Genomic DNA, 23,438 nt, shown 5'->3' with positions numbered 1-23,438 from the left:
CCTGCCGATCATGGCATCGACGTTGACCGAGGCGACTGATCCGTGGTGCCTGCGTCCGGGCGAGGCCACCGAGCTGCTGCGCGGGCACCCGTGGCGCCGGTTCGTGGTGCTCGGCGACAGCGTCGCGGAAGGACTGTGCGAGCCGGTCGACGGCTACCCGGACCTCCAGTGGGCCGACCGGATCGCCGCCGAGCTGCGCGCCGTCCGGCCGGAGCTGGCGTACCTGAACCTGGGGCGGCGCGGACTGCGCGCGCACGAGGTGCGGGCCACTCAGCTCGCCGACGCGCTGGCCTTCGAGCCGGATCTCGCACTGGTGGTGTGCGGCGGCAACGACGCGTTCCGGTCCGCCTACGACCCGGACGCGGTCGACGCCGAGCTGACCGCCATGATCACCGCGCTGCGGGAAGCGGGGGCGGACGTGATCACGGTGGGCATGTTCGACGTCTCGCACAGCCCAGCCGTGCCGGAGACGCTGCGCGCGGGCCTGGGCGAGCGGATGCGCCGGCTGTCCCGGCACACCCGGGGCGTGGCCGAGCGGCTGGGGACGCTGCACGTGCACCTGACCGACCATCCGCTGGTGGCCGACCCGTCGCTGTACAGCAGCGACGGGCGGCACGGCAGCGCCCGCAGCGACGCGATAGCCACAGCCGAAACCCTGAAAGTCCTGGCCACCCACCTCCCCCACCCCTGACCGCGCCCTCCCCCTCACCCTCCCCCTTACCCGCGCCCGGCGCCCTCGGCCCGGATCCACGTTGTTGACCAAGGAGTTTGGGGTCGGTCACGCGCCCCGATGAGGACACGAACTCCTTGATCAACGGGGCAAGGGCGGCCGGAGGGAGGGGGTCAGTCGGTTAGGAGGATGCCGGTCAGGAGGACGCCTCGGGCCAGGTTGAGGACCTCGTCGCAGCCCGGGTAGCCGACCCGGGCCAGCGCGCCGGAACCGGTGCGGCCGAACAGGTACGGGGCGAGGCTGTACGGGACATCGGCGGTGACCGTCTCACCGGTCTCGATCTGCACGAAGTCCATCGCCACCCGGTCCGCCTCGTGGTAGCGCTGCAGGATGTTGCCGCCCTCGGCGATCGCCGCGCGCACCCCGTCCGCCCACGCGACAGCCGTCATCTCGCGGCCGATCAGCACCCCGTGCCCGGCCGATCCGCCGGCCGGCTTGGCCACCAGGTCGGCCTGTTCGGCCAGCGCCCGGTCGAGCTGGTCGGCGGTGAGCGCGACGGTGTGCGGCACGTACCGGCGGATCAGCGTCCGGTCGTCCTCCGGCAGCAGGTCCAGATCCTCCCAGAGCCAGGCGTAGTTGAGCTTGTTGCTGAGCAGCCAGGCGGCGCTGCTGACGAACATCGGCAGCGTGCCGGCGGCGAGCGCGCCGGCGACCGCGTCCAGGCCGGGGCTGGGGGTGACCCGGTTCGGCACGAACAGCCGGAACAGGGCGTCCACCGGGGCGCCGCCGACGACCAGGCGGCTCTGCGCGTCCAGACCGGCGGTGGCGACCGGGGCGATGACCAGGTCGATGCCGAACGGGCGGGCCTGGTCGATCAGCGGGGACAGGATCCGGATGAACGTCTCCGGGTCGTCCAGTCCCGGGTAGTCGGCGTCGAAGTCCATCAGCAGCGCCACCCGCGCGCCGTCGGCCAGGCCGAGCGTGTCCCGGATGGCGGCGAACCGCTGGTCCAGCAGGGACGGCGCGGGCCGCGCGCCGTCGAGCAGGTCATGGGTACGGTACAGCTCGGCGTACCGCTGGATGACGGTGTCGGCGTCGAAGCCGCCGCCGAGGCTGCTGTCGATGTTGTACTCGACGATGCACGGCACGCCGCCGGAGAACAGCACGTCCGGCCGGTACGCGGCGAGCAGCCCCTCGTGCAGTTCCTCCTCCGGGTCGAGCAGCCGGGTTTCCCCCTCCGGCACGTCGAGGAGCCGTTGCAGCTCACCGGCGGTACGCGCGCGACGCCGGCAGGCTTCCAAAATGAGCTGGGCGATGCGGTCGCAGACCTCGTTCAGCTCGCCGAACGCGTCGGCGGTGAAGACGGGCGGACGGGCCAGCCGCCACTGCTTGTTGTACGTGGCCCGGCCGTGGAAGATCTTCTCCCAGGCCGCGGCGCCGGTGGTCACCATCGCGGTACGGGTGGACTCGGGCAGGTCGGTCCACGCCTGGCCGAGTGGCGGCCACGTGTAGTTCGGGTCCATCGTTCATCCGTCCTTGAGGGTCAGTTGGATGGCGGCGGTGAGCTGGTCGCGGCCGGGTTGCACGGCCCGGTCCAGGGCCGGGGCGAAGGGCAGCACGGCACCGTCGGGGCGGGTGACCCGCCGGGGTGGCGCGGCCAGCCGGACCCGCTCGACCACGGTGGCGATGATCTCCCCGGCGATGCCGCAGGAGCGGTTGCCGTCGTCGACTACCACCAGCCGCCCGGTGCGGCTCACCGACTCGACCAGGCCGTCCCAGTCGAAGGGGTAGAGCGTGCGGGGGTCGAAGACCTCCACCGACGCCTGCCCGGCGAGTTCCTCGGCGACGGCGAGCGCGTCGTGCACCAGGTGCCCGACGGCCACCACCGTCACGTCGGCGCCGGGGCGGCGGACGATCCCGCGACCCAGCGGCACCGGCGTCAGGTCGGTGACGTCGGCGCGCAGGTCCAGCGCGCCGGCCGGGGCGAAGACCACCACCGGATCGTCGCAGCGGATCGCGGAGACCAGCAGCCCGTACGCGTCGGCCGGGGTGGCCGGTACGACTGTGGTCACCCCGACGTGGGCGAACAACGCGTACGGGTGGTCGGAGTGCTGCCCGGCCCAGCCGGTGCGGGAGCCGGAGCCGGGCACCACGTAGGTGACCGGCACCGCGCACTGGCCGCCGGTCATCAGCGGGAACTTGTGCGCGTGGTTGACGATCTGCTCGAAGACCAGGAACAGCAGCGACGGGATCTGGAACTCCACCACCGGGCGGGCCCCGGCCAGCGCCGCGCCGGTGGCGAAGCTGGTGAACGCCTGCTCGGACAGCGGGGTGTCGCGGACCCGTTCCGGGCCGAACTTCTTCAGCAGGCCGGTGGTGACGTTCGCGGCGGCCACCCGGATGTCCTCGCCGAGCACCACGACCGACTCGTCGCGGGCCATCTCGTCGGCGAGCGCCCGGGTGAGCGCCCTGCGGTAGGAGAGCCGGGGCATCAGCCACCTCCGGTCCGGGCGGTGAGCCCGCTGGCGTACAGGTGGTCCAGTGCGGTCGCCGGGTCGGGGTGCGGACCGGCGAGCGCGTATTCGACGGCGGCGTCCAGTTCCGCCTCGACGGCGGCGTCCACCTCGGCCCGTACCGCCGGGTCGAGTCGCGCTCCGGCGATGTCGACGGGATCGCGGGACCGGCCCTCGGCCACCTCTTCCGGCGGCCGGTAGTCGAGGCGTACCTGATGTTCGAACGTGTGGTGGGCGTCGAAGCGGTAGGTGCGGGCCTCGACCAGCTCGGGGCCGCCGCCGGCGCGCATCCGCGCGACGGCGGCGGCGGTGACCTCGCGTACCGCCTCGGGGTCCTGCCCGTCGACGGCGGCCGCCGGCATGCCGAAGGCGGCAGCCCGCCCGGCGATGGTGCCGGCGACCGCGCCCTCGACCGGCATGGTGGTGGCGTAGCCGTTGTTCTCGCAGACGAACAGCACCGGCACCCGCCAGAGCGCGGCCAGGTTGAACGCCTCCAGCAGCATGCCCTCGTTGACCGCGCCGTCGCCGAAGAAGGTGACGCCGACGATGTCGGCGCCGCGCCGCCGGCGCTCCCACACCGCTCCGGTGAGGATCGCGCCGGCGGCTCCGACGATGGCGTTGGCGCCGAGGACGCCGACGCCGAAGTCGGCGGCGTGCATCGACCCGCCCCGGCCCCGGTTGAGCCCGGTGACCCGGCCGCACAGCTCGGCCAGCATCCGGGCCGGGTCGGCGCCCTTGGCGAGCACGTGCCCGTGCCCGCGGTGGGTGCCGGTGACCAGGTCCTCGCGGTCCAGCGCCGCGCAGACGCCGGCGGCGATTCCCTCCTGACCGAGGTACGGGTGGATGCCACCGACGATCTGTCCGGCGCGGACCAGCTCGATCGCGCGCTCCTCGAAGCGGCGGATCAGCCGGACCGTCCGGTAGAGCCGGAGCGGGTCGGAGCCGGTCACGCCGGACGGCCCTCCTTGACGGCGGCGAGGATGTCGTCCCAGAGTCGGGCGCGGGCGGTCAGCGCGGCGTTGACCGTGTCGGCGCACTCCTGCCACTTGGTGTCGTCGTCGCCGCACAGGTCGGCCAGCATCTGCATGGCCATCGGGGTGTGCTGCTCGCCGTCGACCTCGATGTGCCGCTCCAGGTAGTCGACGAACTTGTTGAGCCGGTTGCTGCGTTCGTTGACGGCGACGACCTGGGTGAACATCTCCGGGATGAGGTCCTCGCGGCCGAACGCGAACGCCGCGGCCTGGCAGTGCACCGGGGTGGTCTCGATGATCCGCCAGGTGGTGCCGGCGAACGCGGCCGACGCCGCGGGTACGCCCGCCGCGCCGAGCGCCTCGGTGACCGGCGTGCCGTCGCGCAGCAGGTCGACGAGCTTGTTCACGGCCGTGGTGTCGGCGCCGGCCTCGGTCATGCCCTGCACGTACAGCTCGAAGTGGCTGATGTAGCCGTCGCCCAGCTCGTCGCTCTCCTCGACCATGACGATGTCGTTGATCAGGCGGCGGCTGCCGGTCGGGCCGGTCGGGATCCACGGCACCGTGACGCAGGTGAGCTGCCGCTGCAGCGACTTCAGCAGGGACATGAAGTCCCAGACCGCGAAGACGTGGTGCTCCATGAACGTGACGAGTGCGTCGTGGGTGTCGAGGTTGGCGTAGAGCGGGTGCTTGACCACCACGTCGCGGCGCTCGGTCACCGCCCGCTCGAGTCGCTCGATGCCCGGGTGCGTCTTACCCCAGTCGTACCGTGACATTGTCAGCCTCCCTGCTGGGCGCGGTCGCGCCAGATGACCGGGCAGTAATCGGGGTCCGCGTAGTCCGGCCGGCCCTCGTGGGTGCGGCGGACCAGCACGTCGTGGTTGTACGCGGCGAGCGTGCCGTCGGAGAGCGGATACTCCCGCCAGGCGTTGTCGCCGTCCTGCAGGTGCAGCGAGATGGCCCGGCGGGGCCGTCCGCTGACGTTCGCACCGCTGCCGTGGTAGGTGCGGCAGTGGTGGAAACTCATGTGTCCCTTGGGGATCACCATGGGGATCTTGCGGATCGTCGCCCCGTTGTACGCCGCGTTCTCGGCGAGCATGACTTCGAGCTGGTCGCGGTCCCGGTCGGCGAAGTGCCGCACCACCGTGTCGTCGGCGCCGATCTCCCGCCAGCGGTGGGAGCCGTCGACCATGGTGATGGTGCCCATCTCCTCGCCGCAGTCGTGGAACGGGATGAACGCGGTGAGCATGTTCTCCGACGACGAGGACGCCCAGTAGTGCTTGTCGAAGTGCCAGGGCACGATGTTCGACGGCTCACCGGCGATCGGCGGCTTCCAGATCAGCGTGGACTGGAAGATGCGGATCTCGGTGGCCTGCGCCAGCCGGGCGGCGACCGCCCCGATCAGCGGTTTGCGCAGAATGCGCGCGATGCCGTCGTGTTCGTGGTGCACGTAGTCGTTGTGCCGCTGCACGTCGCCCTTGGCCGGCTCCCAGTAGGCCAGCTTCGGCGGCCGCACCGGCAGCCGCCGGTCGCGTTCCCCGGCGTAGTAGCTGTCGGTCGCGGCGACGAGTTCGTCCACCTCGTCGTCGGTGAGCAGCTTCTTCGACAGGTACCAGCCGTGCTCGGCGTAGTGCCGGACGTCCTCGTCGGAGGGAAGCAGCGCCTCCTCCTCGGCGGTCAGCCCGGGATCGATGGTGGTCATGCCCCTACCCCTCCGGCCGCGGCAGCAGGGGTCGCCCCCGCCGCGGCCAGCTCGCGTTCCTTGGCCTCGTAGAGCGCCTTGATGTTGCCGCTGCCGAAGGTGCGCGCCCCGCGCCGCTCGATGAGTTCGAGGAAGAGGGTGCGGCGCACGTGCATCGACTCGGTGAAGATCTGCAGCAGCTGCCCGTCGTGGTCGGAGTCGACCAGGATGCTCAGCTCGCGCAGCCGGTCCACCGGCGCGTCGAGGCGGCCGACCCGCTGCTCCAGGCCGTCGTAGTAGGCGCCGGGCGTGCTGGCGAACCGCACCCCGCGCCCGGCGAGCGCGCCGACGGCGGTGACGATGTCGTCGGTGCGCAGCCCCAGGTGCTGCACCCCGGCGCCGGCGTGCCAGCGCAGGAAGTCCTCGATCTGGCCGGGCCGGGCGCTCGTGTCCGGCTCCAGCAGCACCAGCGTGACCTTCCCCGACGGGCTCTGCACCACCTTGGAGTTCATCGCCTGACCGGCGACCTCGATGTGCTCGGTGAAGATGTCGGCGAAGCCGAACACCTTCTCGTAGTGCGCGACTGTCTCGTCGAGCTGCCCCGGCGGCACGCAGACGGCCAGGTGGTCCACCTCGGCCAGCAGCTCGTCGCCGTCCGGCGCGGCCACCGGCTCGATCGCCCCGGGCAGGAACACCTCCGGGTCGCCGCGCCGCTCGACCAGGCGGTGCACCACGTCGCCGAAGCCGCCGACCTCGGCGACCACGACCTCGGCGTCCGCGCCGGTGAAGGTGCGCGGCGGGCTCAGCGGTGTCGCGCCGCGTTCCACCAGTTCCGCGTACGCCCCGGCGGCGTCGTCGACGGCGAGCGCCACCACGGCGATGCCGTCGCCGTGCCGGTGCACGTACGTGGCCGCCGTGTGCTCGGCGGACAGCCCGGTGGTCAGCAGCAGCCGGATGCCGGCCTGGGCCAGCAGCAGCGAACGCTGCCCGTCCAGCCCGGTCTCCGGCCCGCCCTGCCCGCGCAGCCGGAAACCGACGGCGTTGTCGAAGTAGAAGGCCGCCTGCCGGGCGTCTCCCACGTACAGTTCGAGATGATCTATCCCGTTGATGGTCATGGGCTTCCCCTGTTCCCCCCCGTGATCGCGACCCGGACGACGCCCGGGATTGGAGTCCGGTCAGTCCGCAGCCGGGGTGGCGGCCCGGCGGGCCGGCCCGGAGAGCCGGCGCAGGAGCAGGCTGACGTTCTGGCCGCCGAACCCGAACGAGTTCGTCAGCGCGTGGTCGGCCCGGGTCGGCCGGGGCACGGCGCGGACGTGGTCCGCCTCGCACTCCGGGTCCGGGTCGTCCAGGTGGTAGGTGGGCGGCAGCAGGCCACTGTCGAGCGCCAGCGCGGTGGCGGCGGCCTCCAGCACCCCTGATGCGCCGAGCAGGTGCCCGGTGAGCGCCTTGGTGGAGCTGACCGGGACGCCGCCGAGGCCGAACACCTCGGCCAGGGCGATCGTCTCGGCGACGTCACCGAGCTTGGTGCCGGTGCCGTGCGCGTTGACGTACCCGACGTCGCCCGGCCCGATCCCGCCGGCGGCCAGCGCCCGGCGCATGCACGCGGCCGCTCCCGCGCCGTCCGGGCGCGGCGCGGTCGGGTGGTACGCGTCGGTGTTCGCCCCGAAACCGGCGACCTCGGCGTAGCCGCGCACGCCCCGACCGTCGGCGTGCCCGGCGCGCTCCAGCACCAGCAGCGCCGCGCCCTCGGCCAGCACGAACCCGTTGCGCCGCTTGTCGAACGGGCGGCTCGCCTCGGTGGGTTCGTCCCAGCCCCGGGCCAGCGCCCGGGCGTTGCCGAACGTGTCGGCGAACGTGGGAAACAGCGGCGCCTCGCTCGCCCCGCACACCACCACGTCGGCCTCGCCGGAGCGGATGAGGCGTACCCCGTCGGCGACCGCCTGGGCGCCGGAGGCGCAGGCCGTGCCGACCGACGAGCTGTAGCCGCGGATGCCGTGCGCGATGGCGATCCGCGCCGACGGCATGTTCGGCAGGATGCCGGTGAGCAGGTACGGGCTGACCGCCGCCCGGCCCCGGGCGGCCCGCGCCAGCACCTGCCCCTCCAGCGTGGACATCCCGCCGACACCGCCGACGATCACCGCGATGCGCTCCGGGTCGACGTCGCGGCCCACCTCGATGCCCGCGTCGGCGAGCGCCTCGGCGGCGGTGATCAGGGCCAGCAGCACCACCCGGTCGAGCACCTTCGTCTCCGGTCCGGAGGCGACGCTGCGCGGGTCGATGTCCGGCAGCACGCCGGCCACCTCCAGGCTGCCCGCCGCCGGGTGTCCCTCGGGCGGGCGGCGCAGTCCGGAGCGGCCGGTGAGCAGCGCGTCGAACGTGTCCGCCACGCCGCGCCCCGCCGGGGTGAACAGGCCCATGCCGGTGACGACGGCGGTCACGACGGCGCCTCGGTCAGATAGCGCTCGCGCAGCGCCACCTTGCGTACCTTGCCGGTGACGGTGACCGGGATGTCGTCGGCGCGCACCGGGACGATCCGGCGCAGCGTGGCGCCCACGTCCGGGCCCAGCGCGGTACGGATCCGCTCGGTGCGGTCCGCGTCCGGGTCGGCGCCGGCGGCCAGTTCCAGCAGCACGTCGGTGGTGACCGTGCCGTCGTCCGCCTTGACGATCACCACGGTGCAGTCGGTCACGTCGGGGCTGGCGGCGAGGATGCGCTCCTCGGACAGCGCGGTGAAGAACCGTTTGCCGTCGCCCGCCTCGACCGAGTCGACCGCCCGGTCCAGGTGGTAGTAGCGGCCGTCCTCGTCGGCGTACACCAGGTCGCCGGTGAGGTACCAGCCGCGCAGCCGGAACCGGTACGTGGTGACCGAGTCGTTCCAGTAGCCGCGGAACAGCGACGGCGAGTCGATGCCGAGCCAGCCGACCTGCCCGGGCGGCAGCTCGTTGCCGTCGGTGTCGAGCACCGCGACCTTGGTGAACCGGTACGGGCGGCCGACGCAGCGGCCGTACCTTTCGGTGTCGGAGGTGTGCGTGATGTGGAACATCGAGTGGCCCATCTCGCTGGAGCCCAGGCCGTCGATGAACACCGACCCGGGTACCCGGGTCACGCCCTGACGGGTCACCACGTCGCGGGAGCCCACCGCGACCAGCCGCCGTACGTGCGGCTCGTGCGAGCAGTCGCCGGTGTTGAACCACAGCCGCACCGAGTCCAGGTCGTAGCCGGACAGGTCGAAGCGGGCCAGCTCGGCCCAGGTGACGGAGAAGCCGAACACGCCGTCGGGGCGCCACCGCTGGATCGCGTCGAGCACCCGCTCGCCGCCCTGCTCGGAGAGCAGGAACATCTCCGCCCGGTTGCCGAGCGCCTGGTTGACCATCAGCACGGTGGCGGTGTGCGGGGCGGGCAGCGCGTTGAGGATGCGCGTGGTGCCCTGCGCCTGCGGCATGGACAGCAGGTGCCGGGTCGCGGCGAACAGGCTGGCGTGCGAGTGCAGCACCGCCTTCGGCACTCCGGTGGTGCCGGAGGTGTGGGTGATGACGATCGGGTCGTCCGGGTGGTGCCGGTAGTGCGCGGGCGCCGCGTCCGGGTCGCCGCCCCCGGCCTGCGCGGGCTCGCCGAGCATCGGCGCGCCCAGGTCGTGCCCGGCCAGCGCCTGCGCGTGCGCGGCGTCGGCGAGCACCCCGGCGGCGCGCAGCCGGCGGATGTACTCGGCGGCGATCTCGGGGCGCAGCCTGCCGTTCATCAGCGCCGGGATGGCGCCCAGGCGGGTCAGCGCCAGGAACGACAGCACCATGTCGGCGGCCGTACCGGCCCAGACGGCGACCGGGTCGCGGGGTTTCACCCCGCGTTCGTGCAGCCAGGCTGCCCGGGCGGCGACCATCCGGTCGAGCCGGCCCAGGGTCAGCGGGGTCTCGGCCGGGTGGCCGTCGACCTCGGTGTCGAATGTGAGCCCCGGCCCGTCCGGGTCGGCGCCGTGGGCCAGCACCCGGGCGAGCACGTTGCCCGCGCCCAGTTCCGCGTCGGCTGCGAGCGCGCCGCGCAGTCCCTTCGTCCTCATTGACGTGTTCCCTCCCCCAGCAGCACCGCGGTCGCCTCGCCCGGCGTACCGTCCGATGCCAGTTCGATCAGGATCAGCAACGCCTGTGCGGCGTCGCCGTCGTGCAGCAGCAGGTCCGCCTCGGCCTCCCCCTCGGCCCGCGGGTCGCCGGTCGGGCTCAGGCACACCACCGGCCCGTCCAGTCCCCAGCGCGCCGCGACGTGCCCGGCCACGCTGTTCGGCACCGACTGGAAGAAGAACAGCGGCCCGATCCGGTCACCGGCGTCCACCGCGGCCCGGACGTGCGCCGCGCTGGCCGTGTCCCCGCCGGCGCTGACCAGCACCACCGCCGTACCGTTGCCCGGCGGCAGCGGCCCGGTGCCGTAGCGCCGCGCGAGGCACCGCTCGGCCACCGCCACCACGAGAGGCGCGAACGCCGAGTGCACAAACCCCGGCACCCCCGCCGGCCCCTCATCCCCGTCCTCGGGCCACCGCGCCTCCGCGTCGTTGCGCGATCTTGCGGTTGGCGCCCTCTCGGCGGGCGTTGTGCCCGTTTCGCCGGGGCCGGAAGTGCAAGATCGCGGAGGGCTGGGGGTGGAGGCGGTCATGAGGCGCTCACCAGGAGTGCGGTGTTGGCGCCGCCGAAGGCGGCGTTGAGGGTCAGGGCGTGTGCGGTGCGCGCGGGGCGGGGGGCGTCGCGGATGACGTCCAGCGGGCACTGCGGGTCCGGGCCGAGCCAGCCGGCGGTGACCGGCAGCTTGCCGTGCCGCAGGGCCAGCACGGTGACCAGCAGTTCCAGCAGCCCGGACGCCTCCAGCGCGTGCCCGTGCACCGACTTGGTGGAGCTGACCGGCAGCCGCCCGGCGTCGTCGCCGAACACCCGGGTCAGCGCCGCCGCCTCGGAGGCGTCGCTGAACGGGGTGCCGGTGGCGTTGGCGTTGACGTAACCGACCGCGTCCGGGGGCAGCCCGCCGCGGCGCAGCGCCGCCTCGACCGCCCGGGCCAGCCCCAGCCCCTCCGGGTGCGGCTGGCACGCGTGGTAGGCGTCCCCTGCCCGCCCCCACCCGGCCACCGTCGCCACCGTCTCGGCGCCCCGCCGGGCGGCGGCACTCGCCGACTCCAGCACCACGGCGGCCACCCCGTCGCCCAGCAGCAGTCCCTTGCGGCCGGCGCTGAACGGGCGTACCGCGCCGTCGGCGGCGAGCGCCCGCCCGGCGTCGAACAGCGCGTACTGGTCCGGTTCGACCAGGTAACCGGCCGCGACCACGACCCGCTCCAGGTCACCCCGGCGGATCAGCGCGGCGGCGTCGGCGACCGCGCTGCTCGCCGACACGCAGGCGGTGGTGTAGATCCGGGTCCGCCCGCCGAGTCCGCACCGCGCGGCCAGGTGACCGGCCAGCGCCGGCACCGTCGGCGCGTCCCGCCCCTGCGGTACGGGCAGCGAGTGCGGCCCGCCGTGGGTGGCCAGGAACAGCGCCGACCCGGCGCGCCCGGCCCGGTCCAGCCCGGCGGCCCCGGCGGCGGCGTCGATCGCGTCGGCCAGCTCGTCGGCGAGCGTGCCGACGTCCGGCGCTGTGGCCGCCACGGTGACCCGGCGGCCGGTGGTGTCGAAACGGCGCACCGGTCCGAACGCCGGGGCGCCGGTGAGCACCCCGGCCAGCAGCGCGTCCGCGCCCCTGCCGAGGGCGCTGAGCGCGTACGTGCCGGTGATCCGTACGGTTTCCCGCTCAGCCATCTGCGGGAGCGGTCAGCGCGCCGCGGAACACCGCGAGCGCGTCGTCGACGGTGCGGATGCCGGCGAGTTCGTCGTCGCTCAGGTCCAGCCGGCGGTCGTGGCGCTGCTCGACCATGTGCACCAGCCAGGCCAGCTCCATCGAGCCGAGCCGGTCCGGCACCTGGTCGGCGGGTTTCGCGGTCAGTTCGGCGAGCATGCTCACCAGGTCAGCTCGCCCCAGGTCGGGCTGACCGGACATCAGGACTTGTCGCTGTTCGCGGCCACCCGGTCGGCGACCATCGTGGTGAACTCGCCGACCGTCATCAGCGCCAGTTTCTCCGACTCGTCGTCGGCGAACTTCACGCCGTACCGGTCCTCGACGCGGACCGCGAGGTCGGCCAGGGCCAGCGACTCCAGGTCGACGCCGGAAGGGCCGAGCGTGGTGTCGTCGTCGAGCTCGTCCACGTCGTAGTTCATGTCGGCGAGCTGTTCGACGACGAAAGTGCGGACCTGGTCTCGCATGGGTTCAGACCTCTTCTCCGTGTACCGGCTGACGGTGCCCGGTCGGGACACCGTGTGCGTGTGGACCGGCCGGCTCGGACGCGCGGGTGGCGCGCCGCTCGGCCGGGGCGGGTCGGGAATCGGGGTGGATCGGACGTCCGGCGGAAGTCCGGCGATTGCGCGGCTCGTACAGCGGTCCGGTCACGACGCCGCGTCCCGCAGCGCCGGGACCGACCGGACCAGCTTTCCGGTGGTGGTGCGGGGCATCTGGTCGAGCAGCCGCAGCGTGCGGGGACGCTTGAAGCCGGCCAGCCGCTCGGCGATCAGCTTGTCCAGCGTCTCCTCGGTCAGCGAGCCGTCGGCCTGGACGTACGCGGTGATGCCGTCGTCCCAGACCACCACCGCGGCGACGACGCCGGGCAGCCCGGCCACTGTGGCCTCCACCTCGGTCAGGTCGACCTTCAGGCCGCCCACCGACACCTGCGAGTCCAGCCGGCCCTTGATGGTGACCAGGCCGGTGTCCGGGTCGACCACCCCGGCGTCGCGGGTGTGCAGCCAGCCGTCGGCCCACCGGGTCGGGTCGGCCAGTCCGACGTACGGGTTGGCGGGACAGCTGACCCACAGCTCGCCGTCACGCTCGCGCACCTCGATGCCGGGGGCGGGCGCGATGGCGGGGCGGTGCCGCCCGTACAGGTCGGTGCCGATGACGCCGACCTCGGTCATCCCGTACATGTTGCCCAGCGGCACGCCGTAGCGGTCGGTGAAGGCATTGGCCACGGCGGCGCTCACCAGCTCACCGCCGGTGGTCATGCGTTTGAGCTGCGGCAGCGGCCCGGCCGGTGTGGTGGAGGCGAGCAGCCCGATGTGGAACGGCACGCCGAGCACAGTGGCCGGGGTGTCCTGGGCGGCCACGGCGGCGAGGATCGCGTCGCCGCTGAGCCGCTCCGGCGGGCACAGCTCGACGCCCGCGTGCAGCCCGTAGAGCAGGCCGCCGACCAGGCCGAGCACGTGCACCATGCTGGGCAGCAGGATGATCCGCTCGCCGGGCAGCGCGACGCCGTCGATGCGGGTGTAGCGGCGCACCTCGCCGACCAGGTCGGCGGCGGTGCGGCCGATCACCTTGGACGGCCCGGTGGAGCCGGAGCTGAGCTGGATCACCGCGTGCGGGCTGCCCGCCGGGCGGTCGGAGTACGCGCTGACGCCGGCGGTGACGTCGACGAAGATCCGCAGCGCGCCGCCGCCGGAGCGCACCGGGGCGACCACCACCTGCGGGCTGAGCCGGCGCAGCGCCTGGTCGACCTCGTGGTCGGTGAGCCGGTGGTCCAGCAGCACCGCCTGCGCGCCGGTACGCCAGGTGGCGAGCAGGTGCGCCACGTACGCCAGCGAGGGCGGCAGACGCAGCGCGGCGGCGCCTCCGGCGCGCAGCCCGGCCTCGGCGAGCCGGTCCTGCGCCTCGCCGACGAGCCGGCGCAGCGTGCCCTTGTCCACCGGTTCGGGCAGGCGCAGGCAGACGTCGGTGTCGCGGCCGGTGAACAGGATGTCGTCCACCCAGTCCACCGTCGTCGAGGCAGGATCTTCTGCCACGGGATGTGCAGTCACGACCAGCCACCGTTCCAATGAGGAACTGGGCGGATCCGCCCAGCGGGTACGTCGTTCGGGGTATGGCGGAACCCTACGACGACCCTCTTCTGCATCGCCAGATGCAAATGGCTAGATCCAAAACAGCGGCTGGGTGGATTGCTCAGGCTCGATCGGACAGGCAGGATCGGGGCCACGCCGGCAAGGTAGTCCGCCGGCCGCCGGATGCTGTGCGCGCGGGCTCCCGCGCGGACGGCGGGCGACGACGCTCCCGGGTGGCCCCGCTCAGCGCTCGCCCGCCGGTGGGGGCGCGGCGCCGCGCAGCACCAGCGCGCTGTTGAACCCGTCGAAGCCGCGCGCGCCGACCAGCGCGATCCGGCTGCGCGGCGGGCGGGGCTGCCGCAGGAACGTCAGCTCGCAGCCGGGCGCGGGCTCGTCCGGGCCGGCCGAGGCGGGCAGCATCCCGCGGCGGAACGCCAGCAGCGCGGTGGCCGCGTCCAGCGCGGACCCACCCTGGTGCGCCCGGCCGGTCAGCGGCTTCTGGGTGGTCACCGGCGGGGTCCGGTCGCCGAAGACGGCACGCAACGCGGTCGCCTCGGCCCGGTCGTACGCGGGCACCCCGAGCGCGTCCGGCCAGACCACGTCCACGTCGTGCGGGCGTACCCCGGCGCGTTCCAGCGCCAGCCGCAGCGCCCGGGCGTAGTGCGCCGGGTCGGGGCCGGTGGCCGGGTCGGTGGGCGCGGCGTCGTGGGTGGCGGCCCAGCCGGTGATCTCCCCGTAGACGCGCGCGCCCCGGGCCAGCGCGTGTCCCAGCTCCTCGACCACGAAGACCGCGCCGCCCTCGGCCGGCACGTAGCCGCTGGCCGCGACGTCGAATGGCCGGTACGCGGCCTGCGGGTCGGACACGTCGCTGAGCAGGCCGGAGCGCAGCTGGCAGGCGAGCGCGTACGGGCTCAGCGGGCACTCGGTGGCCCCGGCGATCACCACCGGCGTGCCCCGGCGGACGGTGCGCACCGCGTGCGCGAGGCTGTCCAGCCCGCCGGCCGACTCGGATACGGTCACCCCGGACGGCCCCTTGAACTGGTGGCGGATCGACAGCTGGCCCACACTGGCCGCGTAGAACCAGGCGATCGACTGGTACGCCCCGACGGTGCGGGTCGGCCCGCCCCACAGCCGCTGCAGCTCCCGCTGGCCGAACAGGTTGCCGCCGGAGGAACTGGCGAGCGTGACCGCCCACTGGTACGGGTCGGGCGACACCTCGGGCAGCCCGGCGTCGGCCAGCGCCAGCCTGGTCGCGGCGAAGCCGAGGTGGGTCCACCTGTCGGTCTGCACCCGCTGCCGGGTGTCGCTGAACCCGGCCGGGTCGAAGTCGGACACCTCCCCGGCCACCCGGGTCGGGTAGCGCTCCGGGTCGAACAGCGTGATCGGCCCGATGCGCCGGGTGCCGGCCAGCACGGTGTTCCAGTGCGCCTCGGCGCCGATCCCGCTGGGCGCGACCACACCGATGCCCGTCACCACGGCCCGCGCGGTCATGTCGGCACCGCCGCCAGCCGGCGGAACACCATCGCGGACTGGAAGCCGCCGAACCCGCTGCCCACCGACAGCGCCACGTCCACCGGCACCTCCCGCGCCTCGTTCGGCACGTAGTCCAGGTCGCACTCCGGGTCGCGGGTGGTCCAGTTCGCCGTGGGCGGGACCACGCCGTACTCGATGGCCAGCGCGCAGGCGGCCATCTCGATCGAGCCGATGGCGCCGAGCGAGTGGCCGACCATCGACTTGATCGAGCTGATCGGCACCCGGTACGCGGTCTCCCCCAGCGCCCGCTTGAACGCCGCCGTCTCGTGCCTGTCGTTCTGCCGGGTGCCGGAGCCGTGCGCGCTGACGTAGGAAACGGCCGACGGGGCGAGCCGGGCCTGCCGCAGCGCGTCGCTGATCGCCACCGCCATCTCCGCGCCGTCCGGGCGCAGCCCGGTCATGTGGAAGCCGTTGCTGCGGCTGGCGTACCCGGCGACCTCGCAGTACACGTGCGCGCCCCGGCGGCGGGCGTGCTCGGCCTCCTCCAGCACCAGCACGGCGGCGCCCTCGGCCAGGACGAACCCGTGCCGGTCGGCGTCGAACGGCCGGGAGGCGTGCTCCGGGTCGTCGTTGTCCGGGCTGGTCGCGCCGATCGCGTCGAACGAGGCGACGGTGACCGGGGAGATCGGCGAGTCGGCCGCCCCGGCCAGCACCACGTCGGCCTCGCCGTCGGCGACGAGCTGGTGGGCGTACCCGATCGCGTCGATGCCGGAGGTGCAGCCGGTGGAGATGACCTGCGCGGGGCCGTGCAGGCCGTGCCGGCACGCCACGTCGGCGGCCAGGCTGCTGGGCACCAGCGCCTGATAGAGGTACGGCCCGCCGAGCGCGTGGTCGACCAGCCAGTGCCGGCCGGAGTCGCTGACCCGCACGTACTCCTGTTCCAGCGCCATGGTCCCGCCGACGGCGGTGCCGAGCACCACCCCGGCGCGTTCGCGCTGCGCGTCGGTGAGGACGAGACCGCTGTCGGCGAGCGCCTCGGCGGAGCAGGCGAGCGCGAACTGCACGTACCTGTCGGCGCGCTGCCGTTCGGCGAGCGTGATCCCGGCGGCGTCCGGGTCGAAGTCGCACTCGGCGGCGATCTGCGACCGGAAGGGCGACGGGTCGAAGAAGCTGATCCGCCGGGTCGCGGTGCGGCCCTCGGTGATCGTCTTCCAGAACCGGTCCCGGGTGGCGCCGCCGGGCGCGACGACGCCCACGCCGGTGACCACGGTGCGCCGGCCGGTCACGACGGCTCCCGTGGCGGCGGGGCCGCGCTCTCGGTGTCGACGTGGCCGAGTTCCGGGCGCGGGGCGAGCGGTCCGAGGTGGAACACCACCTCGGCGGGCTCGTCGCCGGTGTTGCGCAGCCGGTGCCGCACGTCCTTCGGTACGTAGAGCGCCTCCCCGGCGGCGAGCGGCACCGGCGTGTCGTCCAGGTCGACGGTGATCGCGCCGCGGGCGACGTAGAGGAACTCCTCGCTGTACGGGTGGTAGTGCTCGGCGATCCGCTCCCCCGGCGCGAGCGTGGCCACGCCCATGAATCCGGAGGTGCTGCCGACCGTCTTCGGGCCGAGCAGCACCCGCAGCTCCCCGCCGCGGCGGCGGTCGGCCGGCACGTCGTGGACGGAGACCCGGGCGGTGGTGGTGTCGGTCATCGGGTGCCTCCCGCGTACGCCCGCTCGATCTTCTCCTTGATCACGGCGAGCTGGATCGCGCTGTTGGTGTTGATCCGGTTGGTCATGCCGGCGTTGTCGACCGGTGCGGTCGGCTTCATCGCGAAGTCCTGCGTCCACGTCATCCGGGTGCCGCCGGGGATCTCCTCGTACCGCCAGTGGATGCGCATGTACTCGAACGGCCCGGTCTCGACGCGCCGGGCGTGCACCTCGCGGGTGGCCGGGTCGGCGGTACGTTCGCTGACCCAGCTCCACGCCACGCCGTTCTCGTCGGGGTGCATGGTGAGCCGGAAGCGGACCGTGTCGCCGTCGCGGTGCAGGATCTCGGCGACCGCGTACTCGGTGAACAGCTCGGGCCACCGGGCCACGTCGTTGGTGATCTCCCAGACCAGCGGCAGCGGCGCGTCGATCTCCACCGCGTTCTCGGTGTGCCCGGGCGGATCGGCCTTGCGGGCGACCAGGTCGGCGACGCCGGCGATGCTGAGCTGCCCGGCCTGTTCCGGGATCTTCACCCGCCACCGGTCGGCCACCACCGCGGACAGTTCGAGCAGCGCCAGCGAGTCCATGCCCAGCTCCTCCAGGCTCGCGGCGGGCGTGCTGGCGGCGGCGTCCGGGTCCAGGCCGCAGTGCGTGACCAGGATGTCGGTGATCTCGCGGGCGAGCGGGCGGTCGGGGGCGACTGTCATCGGTTCCTCCAGGTGGTCGGGCCGGCGGCGGGCACGGCGCGAACGGGGGTACGGCCGGCCGGGTCGGCCTCGGCGCGCGGGTCGGGCACCGCCGACCGCAGCCGCGGTACGACGGCGCCGGCGTGGGCGCCGTCGGCCCGCTCGCCGGCCGGGGCGCTGTCGGCGCTCCCGACGGGCCCGTCGGTGGCCACGGCGGGCGGGGTGAGCAGGCGTTCCACCAGGGCGGTGGTGTGCCGGGCGGCCCGGAACGCCGGGTCGCGCAGCACCCGCCGGGCGAACGAAATCGTGGTACGCACACCCGGACCGGCCACGTCGAATTCGGCCAGCGCCCGGTCGAGCCGGTCCAGCGCGGCGTCCCGGTCCGGCGCCCAGACCGCCACCTTCGCCAGCAGCGAGTCGTAGTGCGGGCTGACCAGGTAGCCGGTGTGCCCGTGGGTGTCGACCCGGGTGAACGGGCCGCCGGGCGGCCGGAACCGGTCCAGCCGGCCGGGCGCGGGCGCGAAGTCGCGGTCCGGGTCCTCCACGTTGACCCGGCACTCGATCGCCACGCCGGTCAGCCGGACGTCGGACTGACGCAGGCGCAGCGGGGTGCCGTACGCGATGTGCAGCTGCTCCTGCACCAGGTCCACGCCGGTGACCATCTCGGTGACCGGGTGTTCCACCTGGATCCGGCAGTTGATCTCCAGGAAGTGGCAGCGTTCCGACTCGTCCACCAGGAACTCCACGGTGCCGGCGCCGGCGAAGCCGACCGACAGCGCGCCGCGCAGCGCCACCTCGGCGACGGTGTCCAGGGTGGCCTGCCGCAGCGCGGGCGCGGGCGCCTCCTCGATCAGCTTCTGGTGCCGGCGCTGCACCGAGCAGTCCCGGGTGCCCAGGTGCACGCCGTTGCCCTGGCCGTCGCAGAGCACCTGAACCTCGACGTGCCGGGCGTCGGCGAGGTACCGCTCGACGTACACCCGGTCGTCGCCGAACGCGACCTGCGCGGCGGCGCGGGTGCGGGCGTACGCGCGGGGCAGCTCGGCGGCCGAGCGCACCACAGTCATGCCGCGCCCGCCCCCGCCCGCAGCGGCCTTCACGATCACCGGGTAGCCCACATCGGCGGCCACCTCCTGCGCCTCGGCGACGGTGGGCAGTGTCCGGACGCTGCCCGGCGGCAGCGGCAGCCCGGCGGCGCTCATCAGCGCCCGCGCCGTCGACTTGTCCGCGAGCGCGGCCATCACCTGCGGCGGCGGGCCGACGAAGACCAACCCGTTCTCCGCGCAGATCTCGGCGAAGTCGGCGTCCTCGGACAGGAAGCCGTACCCGGGGTGGACCGCCTGCGCGCCGGTCTGCCGGGCCGCCTCCACGATCGCCGCCGCGTTGAGGTAGCTGCGCCGGCTGGCCGCGGGGCCGATCCGGACCGCCTCGTCGGCCAGCCGCACCGGCAGCGAGTCGGCGTCGGCGCTGGAGTGCACCACCACGGTGCGCACACCCAGCTCCCGGCAGGCGCGCAGCACCCGCAGCGCGATCTCGCCCCGGTTGGCGATCAGCACCTTGTCGAACATCAGCCGTCCTGTCCGGTGACCGGTTCCAGGGCGATCAGCGGCTGGTCGTACTCGACGGGCTTGCCGTCGTCGACAAGCACCTCGACCACCCGTCCGGCCTGGCCGGCGGTCACCTCGTTCATCAGCTTCATGGCCTCGACGATGCCGACCACCTGGCCCGGGCGGACCACGTCGCCGACCGCGACGAACGGCATCGCCCCGGGCTCGGGAGCCCGGTAGAACGTGCCCACCACCGGCGAGCGCACGGCCGGCCGGTCGACCGGCGGCGCCGTCTGCCGGGCGGGATCCTCGATGCGCGCGCCCACCGGTTCGGTCCCGGCGCGCGGCGCCGCCGGGTCGTGCCACTCGACCTCCAGCACCGACTCGCCGCTGCGCAGCCGCACCCGGCGCACCGGCCCGGCCAGGTCCGCGACGAGCTTGCGGGCCTGCCGGCGCAGCCCGTCGAGCACCTGCTCGGACTCCACGTCGGCCATCACGCCACCTCCGGCCGCTCGGCGGCGCGCGCCGTCGCGGCGGGACCGGCGGTGGCCGAGCGGGCCGCCCCGAAGCGGCGGAACCGCTGACGCCGTCGGCGGACCAGCGTGGCGGGAGGCACGGTGAGCAACGGGGCGAGGTTCGCCGCGACCGCCCGGCGCAGCAGCTCGGCCGCGCCGGCCGGGTCGGCGTGCGCGGCCGGCCGCGGCTCCGGCACCAGCTCGTCGACCACGCCGAGGCGGCACAGGTCGGCGCCGGTGAGCCGTAACGCGCGGGCCGCCTGCGGCGCCGCCGAGCTGTCCGGCCAGAGGATCGCGGCGCAGCCCTCGGGGCTGATCACCGAGTAGACCGCGTGTTCCAGCATGAGCACCCGGTCGGCGACCGCGAGCGCGAGCGCGCCGCCGCTGCCGCCCTCGCCGGTGACCACCGCCACCACCGGCGTGGGCAGCACGGTGAGCGCGAGGATGTTCTCCGCGATCGCCGCCGCCTGGCCCTGCTGCTCGGCGGTCACCCCCGGGTCCGCGCCGGGCGTGTCCACGAGCGTCACCACCGGCAGCCGCAGCCGCGCCGCGAGACGCATCAACCGCAGCGCCTTGCGGTGCCCGGCCGGGCTGGCCATGCCGAAGTTGCGGGTGACCAGCTCGGCGGTGGTGTGTCCCTTCTGGTGGCCGATCACCATCACCGGCCGGCCGTCGAGACGGGCGATGCCGCCGACGACGGCCGGGCAGTCCGCGCCGAGCCGGTCCCCGTGCAGCTCCACGAACCCGTCGAACGCGGTCTCCAGATAGTCCAGCGTGGTCGGGCGGCCCGGGTGCCGTGCCGTGCGTACCGTCTCCCACGGGTCGCGGTCCGGCGCGGCGGCCACGGTGCTCACGGCCGGCGCCGGGCGCGGCGCGGGCGCACCTGCCGGCGCGCGGCGGCCGGAGTGGGCGGCGGCGAGCAGCGCGGCGAGCCGGCCGCGCAGCGCGTGCCGGGGCACCACCATGTCCACCTGGCCGTGGCGCAGCAGGTACTCGGCGGTCTGGAAGCCCTCCGGCAGCGTGGCGCCGGTGACCTGGCGGATCACCCGGGGGCCGGCGAAGCCCAGCCGGGCGCCGCTCTCGGCGAGCACCAGGTCGGTGTTTGTGGCGAAGGAGGCGGCCACCCCGCCGTACGTGGGATCGGTGACCACGCTGACCGTCAGCAGACCGGCCTCGCGCATCCCCGCGAGGGCCTGGCTGACGGTGGCCATCTGCATCAGCGACAGCGCGCCCTCCTGCATCCGCGCGCCGCCGGACGCGGTCACCAGCACCAGCGGGACGTCGTCGGCCAGGGCCCGCTCGGCGGTCCGGGTGATCAGCTCACCGACCGCGCAGCCGAGGCTGCCGCCGAGGAAGCGGAAGTCCATCACCGCCAGCGCCACCGGGTGCCCGCCCACCCGGGCGGTGCCGCAGAGCACCGCCTCGTCCAGGCCGGTCGCCGCGCGGGCCGCGCCGAGCCGGTGCGGGTACGGCAGCGCGTCGACGAACTCGATCGGGTCGACGCGTACCGCCCGGTCCGGCAGCGGCGTGAACGAGTCCGGGTCGGCGAGCTGCGCCACCCGGTCCGGCGCGTCGAGCCGGGCGTGCGAGCCGCACTCCGGGCACACGTCCAGGTTGCGGCGCAGCCGCTTGCGGTAGAGCAGCGAGGCGCACCCGTCGCACCGGGACCACAGCTGCTCGTCGCGCGGCGCGGTGGTGGTCACTGAGGCCGCCCGGCGGCGTCGCGCAGGTGGGCCGGGGCGTCGTACCGGTAGAAGCAGTGCGCCATCGCGTCGCGGGGCGAGCGCCAGGTCGGCAGGTACGGCGAGATGTACGGCCGCAGCCGCTCGCTGATCCGGATGAACTCCGGGTGCCCGCGATTGTCCTCCACCGCGCCCTGCGCCGGCGTCTCCGTCTCCAGCAGATGGACGTAGAGATCGTGCAGCCGGTACAGCGAGCGGTGCCGGACACCGACCAGGCCGGGCAGCTCGGTCGCGTCGGACTCGGCGAAGATCTCGGCCACCCGGTCCTCGGCCGTGGGCACCACCTTGGCGACGATGAGCGAACGGTCCATTCGCGGCCTCCCTGCGTACGTCCCGGTGCGCGGCGAACCGGTCGCGCCGCACGGATTGCCACACGGTGCCGCCAGGGCCGTCTACCGGGCGTCAACCGCACCCCATCGCGCCACAAACATGGTGACGCTGCGTTGACGGGAGCTGTGCGTGAGCTATGGGAAGATCACCTTCCGGATTCCGGGCGGCGACACTTTTTCGCAGATCACAGGCGTGTTACGGGTCCGCGCCGGACGGTCAGGTGGCCGACCGACCGTTGACTGAGAGTAACAGGCATTGATATTCTCCGTCTCGGTCAGCCCGGCCACGGTGGAGGTTCCGGACCGTGGTGGAGGCGTTCCGACACCGGCGTCGCGGGCGACGGGCCGGGAGACGACGGTCGGGACGAGGGTTCCGGTGCTGGGGGGTGCGCCGTGTCGGGTGGATCGAGGATGCCGACGGCGGGCGAACCCGCCCCACGGGTGGCACTGCACCTGCTCGGCGGTTTCCAGTTGCTGCACGACGACACTCCGGTGGTCGTACCCCGGGGGCTGCAGCGCGTCATCGCCCTGATCGGCCTGCGCCCGGCTGCCACCCGCAGCCACCTCGCCGGTCTGCTCTGGCCCGAGACCCCCGAGGAGCGAGCGCTGTCGTCGCTGCGGACCGCGCTGTGGCGGCTGCGGCAGGACCCGTGCTGCCCGCTGCGCACCGACGGCGACACCGTCCGCCTCGGACCGACCGTACGCCTCGACGTGGACGACCTGGTGGAGACGGCCACCCGGGTACGCGAAGGCGCAGTCCCCCGCGGCGCTGCCGGCGCCGGACGCCACGACCTGCTCCCCGGCTGGTACGACGACTGGGTGCTGCTGGAACGCGAACGGCTGCGCCAGCTGCGCCTGCACATGCTGGAGGAACTCGCCGGCAACCACCTCACCGCCGGCCGGCACGGCGAGGCGCTCGAGGCCGCGCTGGAGGCGATGGCCGCCGAACCGCTGCGGGAGACCCCGCACCGCCTGGTGGTCCGCATCCACCTGGCCGAGGGCAACGCGTTCGAGGCGGTCCACTCCTTCTACGTCTACCGTGACCTGCTCCTGCGCGAACTGCGCCTGGAACCGTCCCCGGCCATGACCGCGCTGCTGGACGACACGCTCGCGCCGATCCGGCGGGCCAGCCGCCCGGAACCGCCGCCGCCGCCGCGCCGCACGGACCGGGCCGCCAAGGCGGCACCGCCATCAATCCCCCGGGGTACGCGGTGACGGCGAGGTGACAGCGCGACCGGCACGGTGAGCCCAGCACCGCGCGGCAGAGGGGGTCACACGATGAGTCGACTGTTGGTGGTCAGCCGGATCGTGCCGGGCGCACAGGGACGGGTGGCGCAGATCTTCGCCGAGTCCGACGCGACGGAACTGCCCCACCTCACCGGCGTGCGGCACCGGTCCCTGTACTACCTGCACGACCTGTGCGTCCATCTGATGGAGACCGTCGACGTGGCGCCCGACCTGACCGCGGAACTACGCGACCACCCGCTCTACGAGCAGGTGAACAAGCGGCTGTCCGCGCACACCTCGCCGTACCTGCCGACCTGGGACTCGCCCCGGGACGCGGTGGCCGGCTGCTTCTACAGCTGGACCGCCGCCGGCACCCCTGCGCCCGACCGGATCCGCTGACCGGACACGGGCGACGGACGGGGCGCCCCGGAACCACGCACGGCACCCAGGTTCCGGGGCGCCTCCCGGCCGTGCACCATTCGATTCCCGACGCACGCTCGGTCACTCGCCGGCCACCGGCGGACACCACCCG

Annotated in this window: 24 protein-coding genes; 3 read left to right on the top strand and 21 right to left on the bottom strand. The window is 74.1% G+C overall.

The features are described from left to right. Positions 1-10 precede the first annotated feature (10 nt). On the top strand, positions 11-691 hold the full coding sequence (locus O7542_RS08830) for an SGNH/GDSL hydrolase family protein (protein ID WP_069088556.1): 681 nt from the start codon (positions 11-13) through the stop codon (positions 689-691). Between the two features lie 152 nt (positions 692-843). Here O7542_RS08830 and O7542_RS08825 read toward each other — a convergent pair whose 3' ends face one another. The 21 genes from O7542_RS08825 to O7542_RS08725 form a co-directional block, all read right to left on the bottom strand. After that, positions 844-2,193, bottom strand: coding sequence for a hypothetical protein (locus tag O7542_RS08825; protein ID WP_043323644.1), 1,350 nt, complete (start codon positions 2,191-2,193; stop codon positions 844-846). A 3-nt stretch (positions 2,194-2,196) separates the two neighbouring features. Continuing rightward, on the bottom strand, positions 2,197-3,162 hold the full coding sequence (locus O7542_RS08820; protein ID WP_064445768.1) for a transketolase C-terminal domain-containing protein: 966 nt from the start codon (positions 3,160-3,162) through the stop codon (positions 2,197-2,199). Further along, positions 3,162-4,133, bottom strand: coding sequence for a thiamine pyrophosphate-dependent dehydrogenase E1 component subunit alpha (locus O7542_RS08815; protein WP_069088555.1), 972 nt, complete (start codon positions 4,131-4,133; stop codon positions 3,162-3,164). Before O7542_RS08815 ends, O7542_RS08820 begins: the two co-directional genes overlap by 1 nt. Further along, entirely contained in the window at positions 4,130-4,927 is a 798-nt protein-coding gene (locus tag O7542_RS08810) for a DUF3050 domain-containing protein (protein ID WP_043323637.1), read from the bottom strand. The genes O7542_RS08815 and O7542_RS08810 overlap by 4 nt, the downstream gene beginning before the upstream one ends. 2 nt (positions 4,928-4,929) lie before the next feature. Beyond that, on the bottom strand, positions 4,930-5,853 hold the full coding sequence (locus O7542_RS08805; protein ID WP_043323636.1) for a phytanoyl-CoA dioxygenase family protein: 924 nt from the start codon (positions 5,851-5,853) through the stop codon (positions 4,930-4,932). Then, positions 5,850-6,947 carry a 4-hydroxyphenylpyruvate dioxygenase gene (gene hppD / locus O7542_RS08800; RefSeq protein ID WP_281606010.1) on the bottom strand — a complete coding sequence of 366 codons (1,098 nt, stop codon included), beginning with the start codon at positions 6,945-6,947 and terminating at the stop codon, positions 5,850-5,852. The genes O7542_RS08805 and hppD overlap by 4 nt, the downstream gene beginning before the upstream one ends. Before the next feature lie 60 nt (positions 6,948-7,007). Beyond that, complete coding sequence (locus O7542_RS08795; protein ID WP_281606009.1) at positions 7,008-8,270, bottom strand: beta-ketoacyl-[acyl-carrier-protein] synthase family protein; 1,263 nt, start codon at positions 8,268-8,270, stop codon at positions 7,008-7,010. Further along, positions 8,267-9,886 (bottom strand): class I adenylate-forming enzyme family protein, encoded by a 1,620-nt coding sequence (locus tag O7542_RS08790; RefSeq protein WP_281606008.1) that lies wholly within the window; start codon positions 9,884-9,886, stop codon positions 8,267-8,269. Before O7542_RS08790 ends, O7542_RS08795 begins: the two co-directional genes overlap by 4 nt. Next, positions 9,883-10,323 (bottom strand): beta-ketoacyl synthase chain length factor, encoded by a 441-nt coding sequence (locus O7542_RS08785; RefSeq protein WP_104115201.1) that lies wholly within the window; start codon positions 10,321-10,323, stop codon positions 9,883-9,885. Before O7542_RS08785 ends, O7542_RS08790 begins: the two co-directional genes overlap by 4 nt. Positions 10,324-10,469: 146 nt before the next feature. Then, the gene (locus tag O7542_RS08780; RefSeq protein ID WP_281606007.1) at positions 10,470-11,600 is read right to left on the bottom strand and encodes a beta-ketoacyl synthase N-terminal-like domain-containing protein; all 1,131 of its coding nucleotides are present in this window, start codon (positions 11,598-11,600) and stop codon (positions 10,470-10,472) included. Further along, a complete protein-coding gene (locus O7542_RS08775; RefSeq protein WP_043323626.1) occupies positions 11,593-11,838 on the bottom strand; it encodes a hypothetical protein in 246 nt (81 codons plus the stop codon). Before O7542_RS08775 ends, O7542_RS08780 begins: the two co-directional genes overlap by 8 nt. After that, complete coding sequence (locus tag O7542_RS08770) at positions 11,838-12,101, bottom strand: acyl carrier protein (RefSeq protein WP_043323623.1); 264 nt, start codon at positions 12,099-12,101, stop codon at positions 11,838-11,840. Before O7542_RS08770 ends, O7542_RS08775 begins: the two co-directional genes overlap by 1 nt. 180 nt (positions 12,102-12,281) lie before the next feature. Further along, positions 12,282-13,664, bottom strand: a complete 1,383-nt coding sequence (locus tag O7542_RS08765) for an AMP-binding protein (RefSeq protein WP_281606006.1) — start codon at positions 13,662-13,664, stop codon at positions 12,282-12,284. A gap of 279 nt (positions 13,665-13,943) precedes the next feature. Further along, positions 13,944-15,191: a beta-ketoacyl synthase N-terminal-like domain-containing protein gene (locus tag O7542_RS08760; RefSeq protein ID WP_069088551.1), complete on the bottom strand. Its 1,248-nt coding sequence runs from the start codon at positions 15,189-15,191 to the stop codon at positions 13,944-13,946. Beyond that, positions 15,188-16,459, bottom strand: coding sequence for a beta-ketoacyl-[acyl-carrier-protein] synthase family protein (locus tag O7542_RS08755; RefSeq protein ID WP_043323617.1), 1,272 nt, complete (start codon positions 16,457-16,459; stop codon positions 15,188-15,190). The genes O7542_RS08760 and O7542_RS08755 overlap by 4 nt, the downstream gene beginning before the upstream one ends. Beyond that, complete coding sequence (locus O7542_RS08750) at positions 16,456-16,866, bottom strand: cupin domain-containing protein (RefSeq protein ID WP_043323615.1); 411 nt, start codon at positions 16,864-16,866, stop codon at positions 16,456-16,458. The genes O7542_RS08755 and O7542_RS08750 overlap by 4 nt, the downstream gene beginning before the upstream one ends. Next, positions 16,863-17,570, bottom strand: a complete 708-nt coding sequence (locus tag O7542_RS08745) for an SRPBCC family protein (RefSeq protein WP_113972840.1) — start codon at positions 17,568-17,570, stop codon at positions 16,863-16,865. Before O7542_RS08745 ends, O7542_RS08750 begins: the two co-directional genes overlap by 4 nt. After that, the gene (locus O7542_RS08740; protein ID WP_281606005.1) at positions 17,567-19,114 is read right to left on the bottom strand and encodes an acetyl-CoA carboxylase biotin carboxylase subunit; all 1,548 of its coding nucleotides are present in this window, start codon (positions 19,112-19,114) and stop codon (positions 17,567-17,569) included. Before O7542_RS08740 ends, O7542_RS08745 begins: the two co-directional genes overlap by 4 nt. Then, entirely contained in the window at positions 19,114-19,587 is a 474-nt protein-coding gene (accB, locus tag O7542_RS08735) for an acetyl-CoA carboxylase biotin carboxyl carrier protein (protein WP_281606004.1), read from the bottom strand. Before accB ends, O7542_RS08740 begins: the two co-directional genes overlap by 1 nt. Next, positions 19,587-21,311: an acetyl-CoA carboxylase carboxyltransferase subunit alpha gene (locus tag O7542_RS08730; protein ID WP_064445759.1), complete on the bottom strand. Its 1,725-nt coding sequence runs from the start codon at positions 21,309-21,311 to the stop codon at positions 19,587-19,589. The genes accB and O7542_RS08730 overlap by 1 nt, the downstream gene beginning before the upstream one ends. Further along, on the bottom strand, positions 21,308-21,661 hold the full coding sequence (locus O7542_RS08725) for a TcmI family type II polyketide cyclase (protein WP_281606003.1): 354 nt from the start codon (positions 21,659-21,661) through the stop codon (positions 21,308-21,310). Before O7542_RS08725 ends, O7542_RS08730 begins: the two co-directional genes overlap by 4 nt. Positions 21,662-22,072: 411 nt before the next feature. On the opposite strand from O7542_RS08725, the gene O7542_RS08720 reads away from it, so the two are divergent. After that, positions 22,073-22,894, top strand: a complete 822-nt coding sequence (locus O7542_RS08720) for a BTAD domain-containing putative transcriptional regulator (protein WP_281606002.1) — start codon at positions 22,073-22,075, stop codon at positions 22,892-22,894. 63 nt (positions 22,895-22,957) lie between these two features. Then, the gene (locus O7542_RS08715) at positions 22,958-23,305 is read left to right on the top strand and encodes a TcmI family type II polyketide cyclase (RefSeq protein ID WP_030504426.1); all 348 of its coding nucleotides are present in this window, start codon (positions 22,958-22,960) and stop codon (positions 23,303-23,305) included. The last annotated feature ends 133 nt before the right edge of the window (positions 23,306-23,438 follow it).

Source organism: Micromonospora sp. WMMC264, from assembly GCF_027497275.1.
Classification (GTDB): domain Bacteria; phylum Actinomycetota; class Actinomycetes; order Mycobacteriales; family Micromonosporaceae; genus Micromonospora; species Micromonospora chalcea.
The sequence above is the reverse complement of the archived record's forward strand: the minus strand, read 5'-3'. Positions and strand labels throughout refer to the sequence as shown.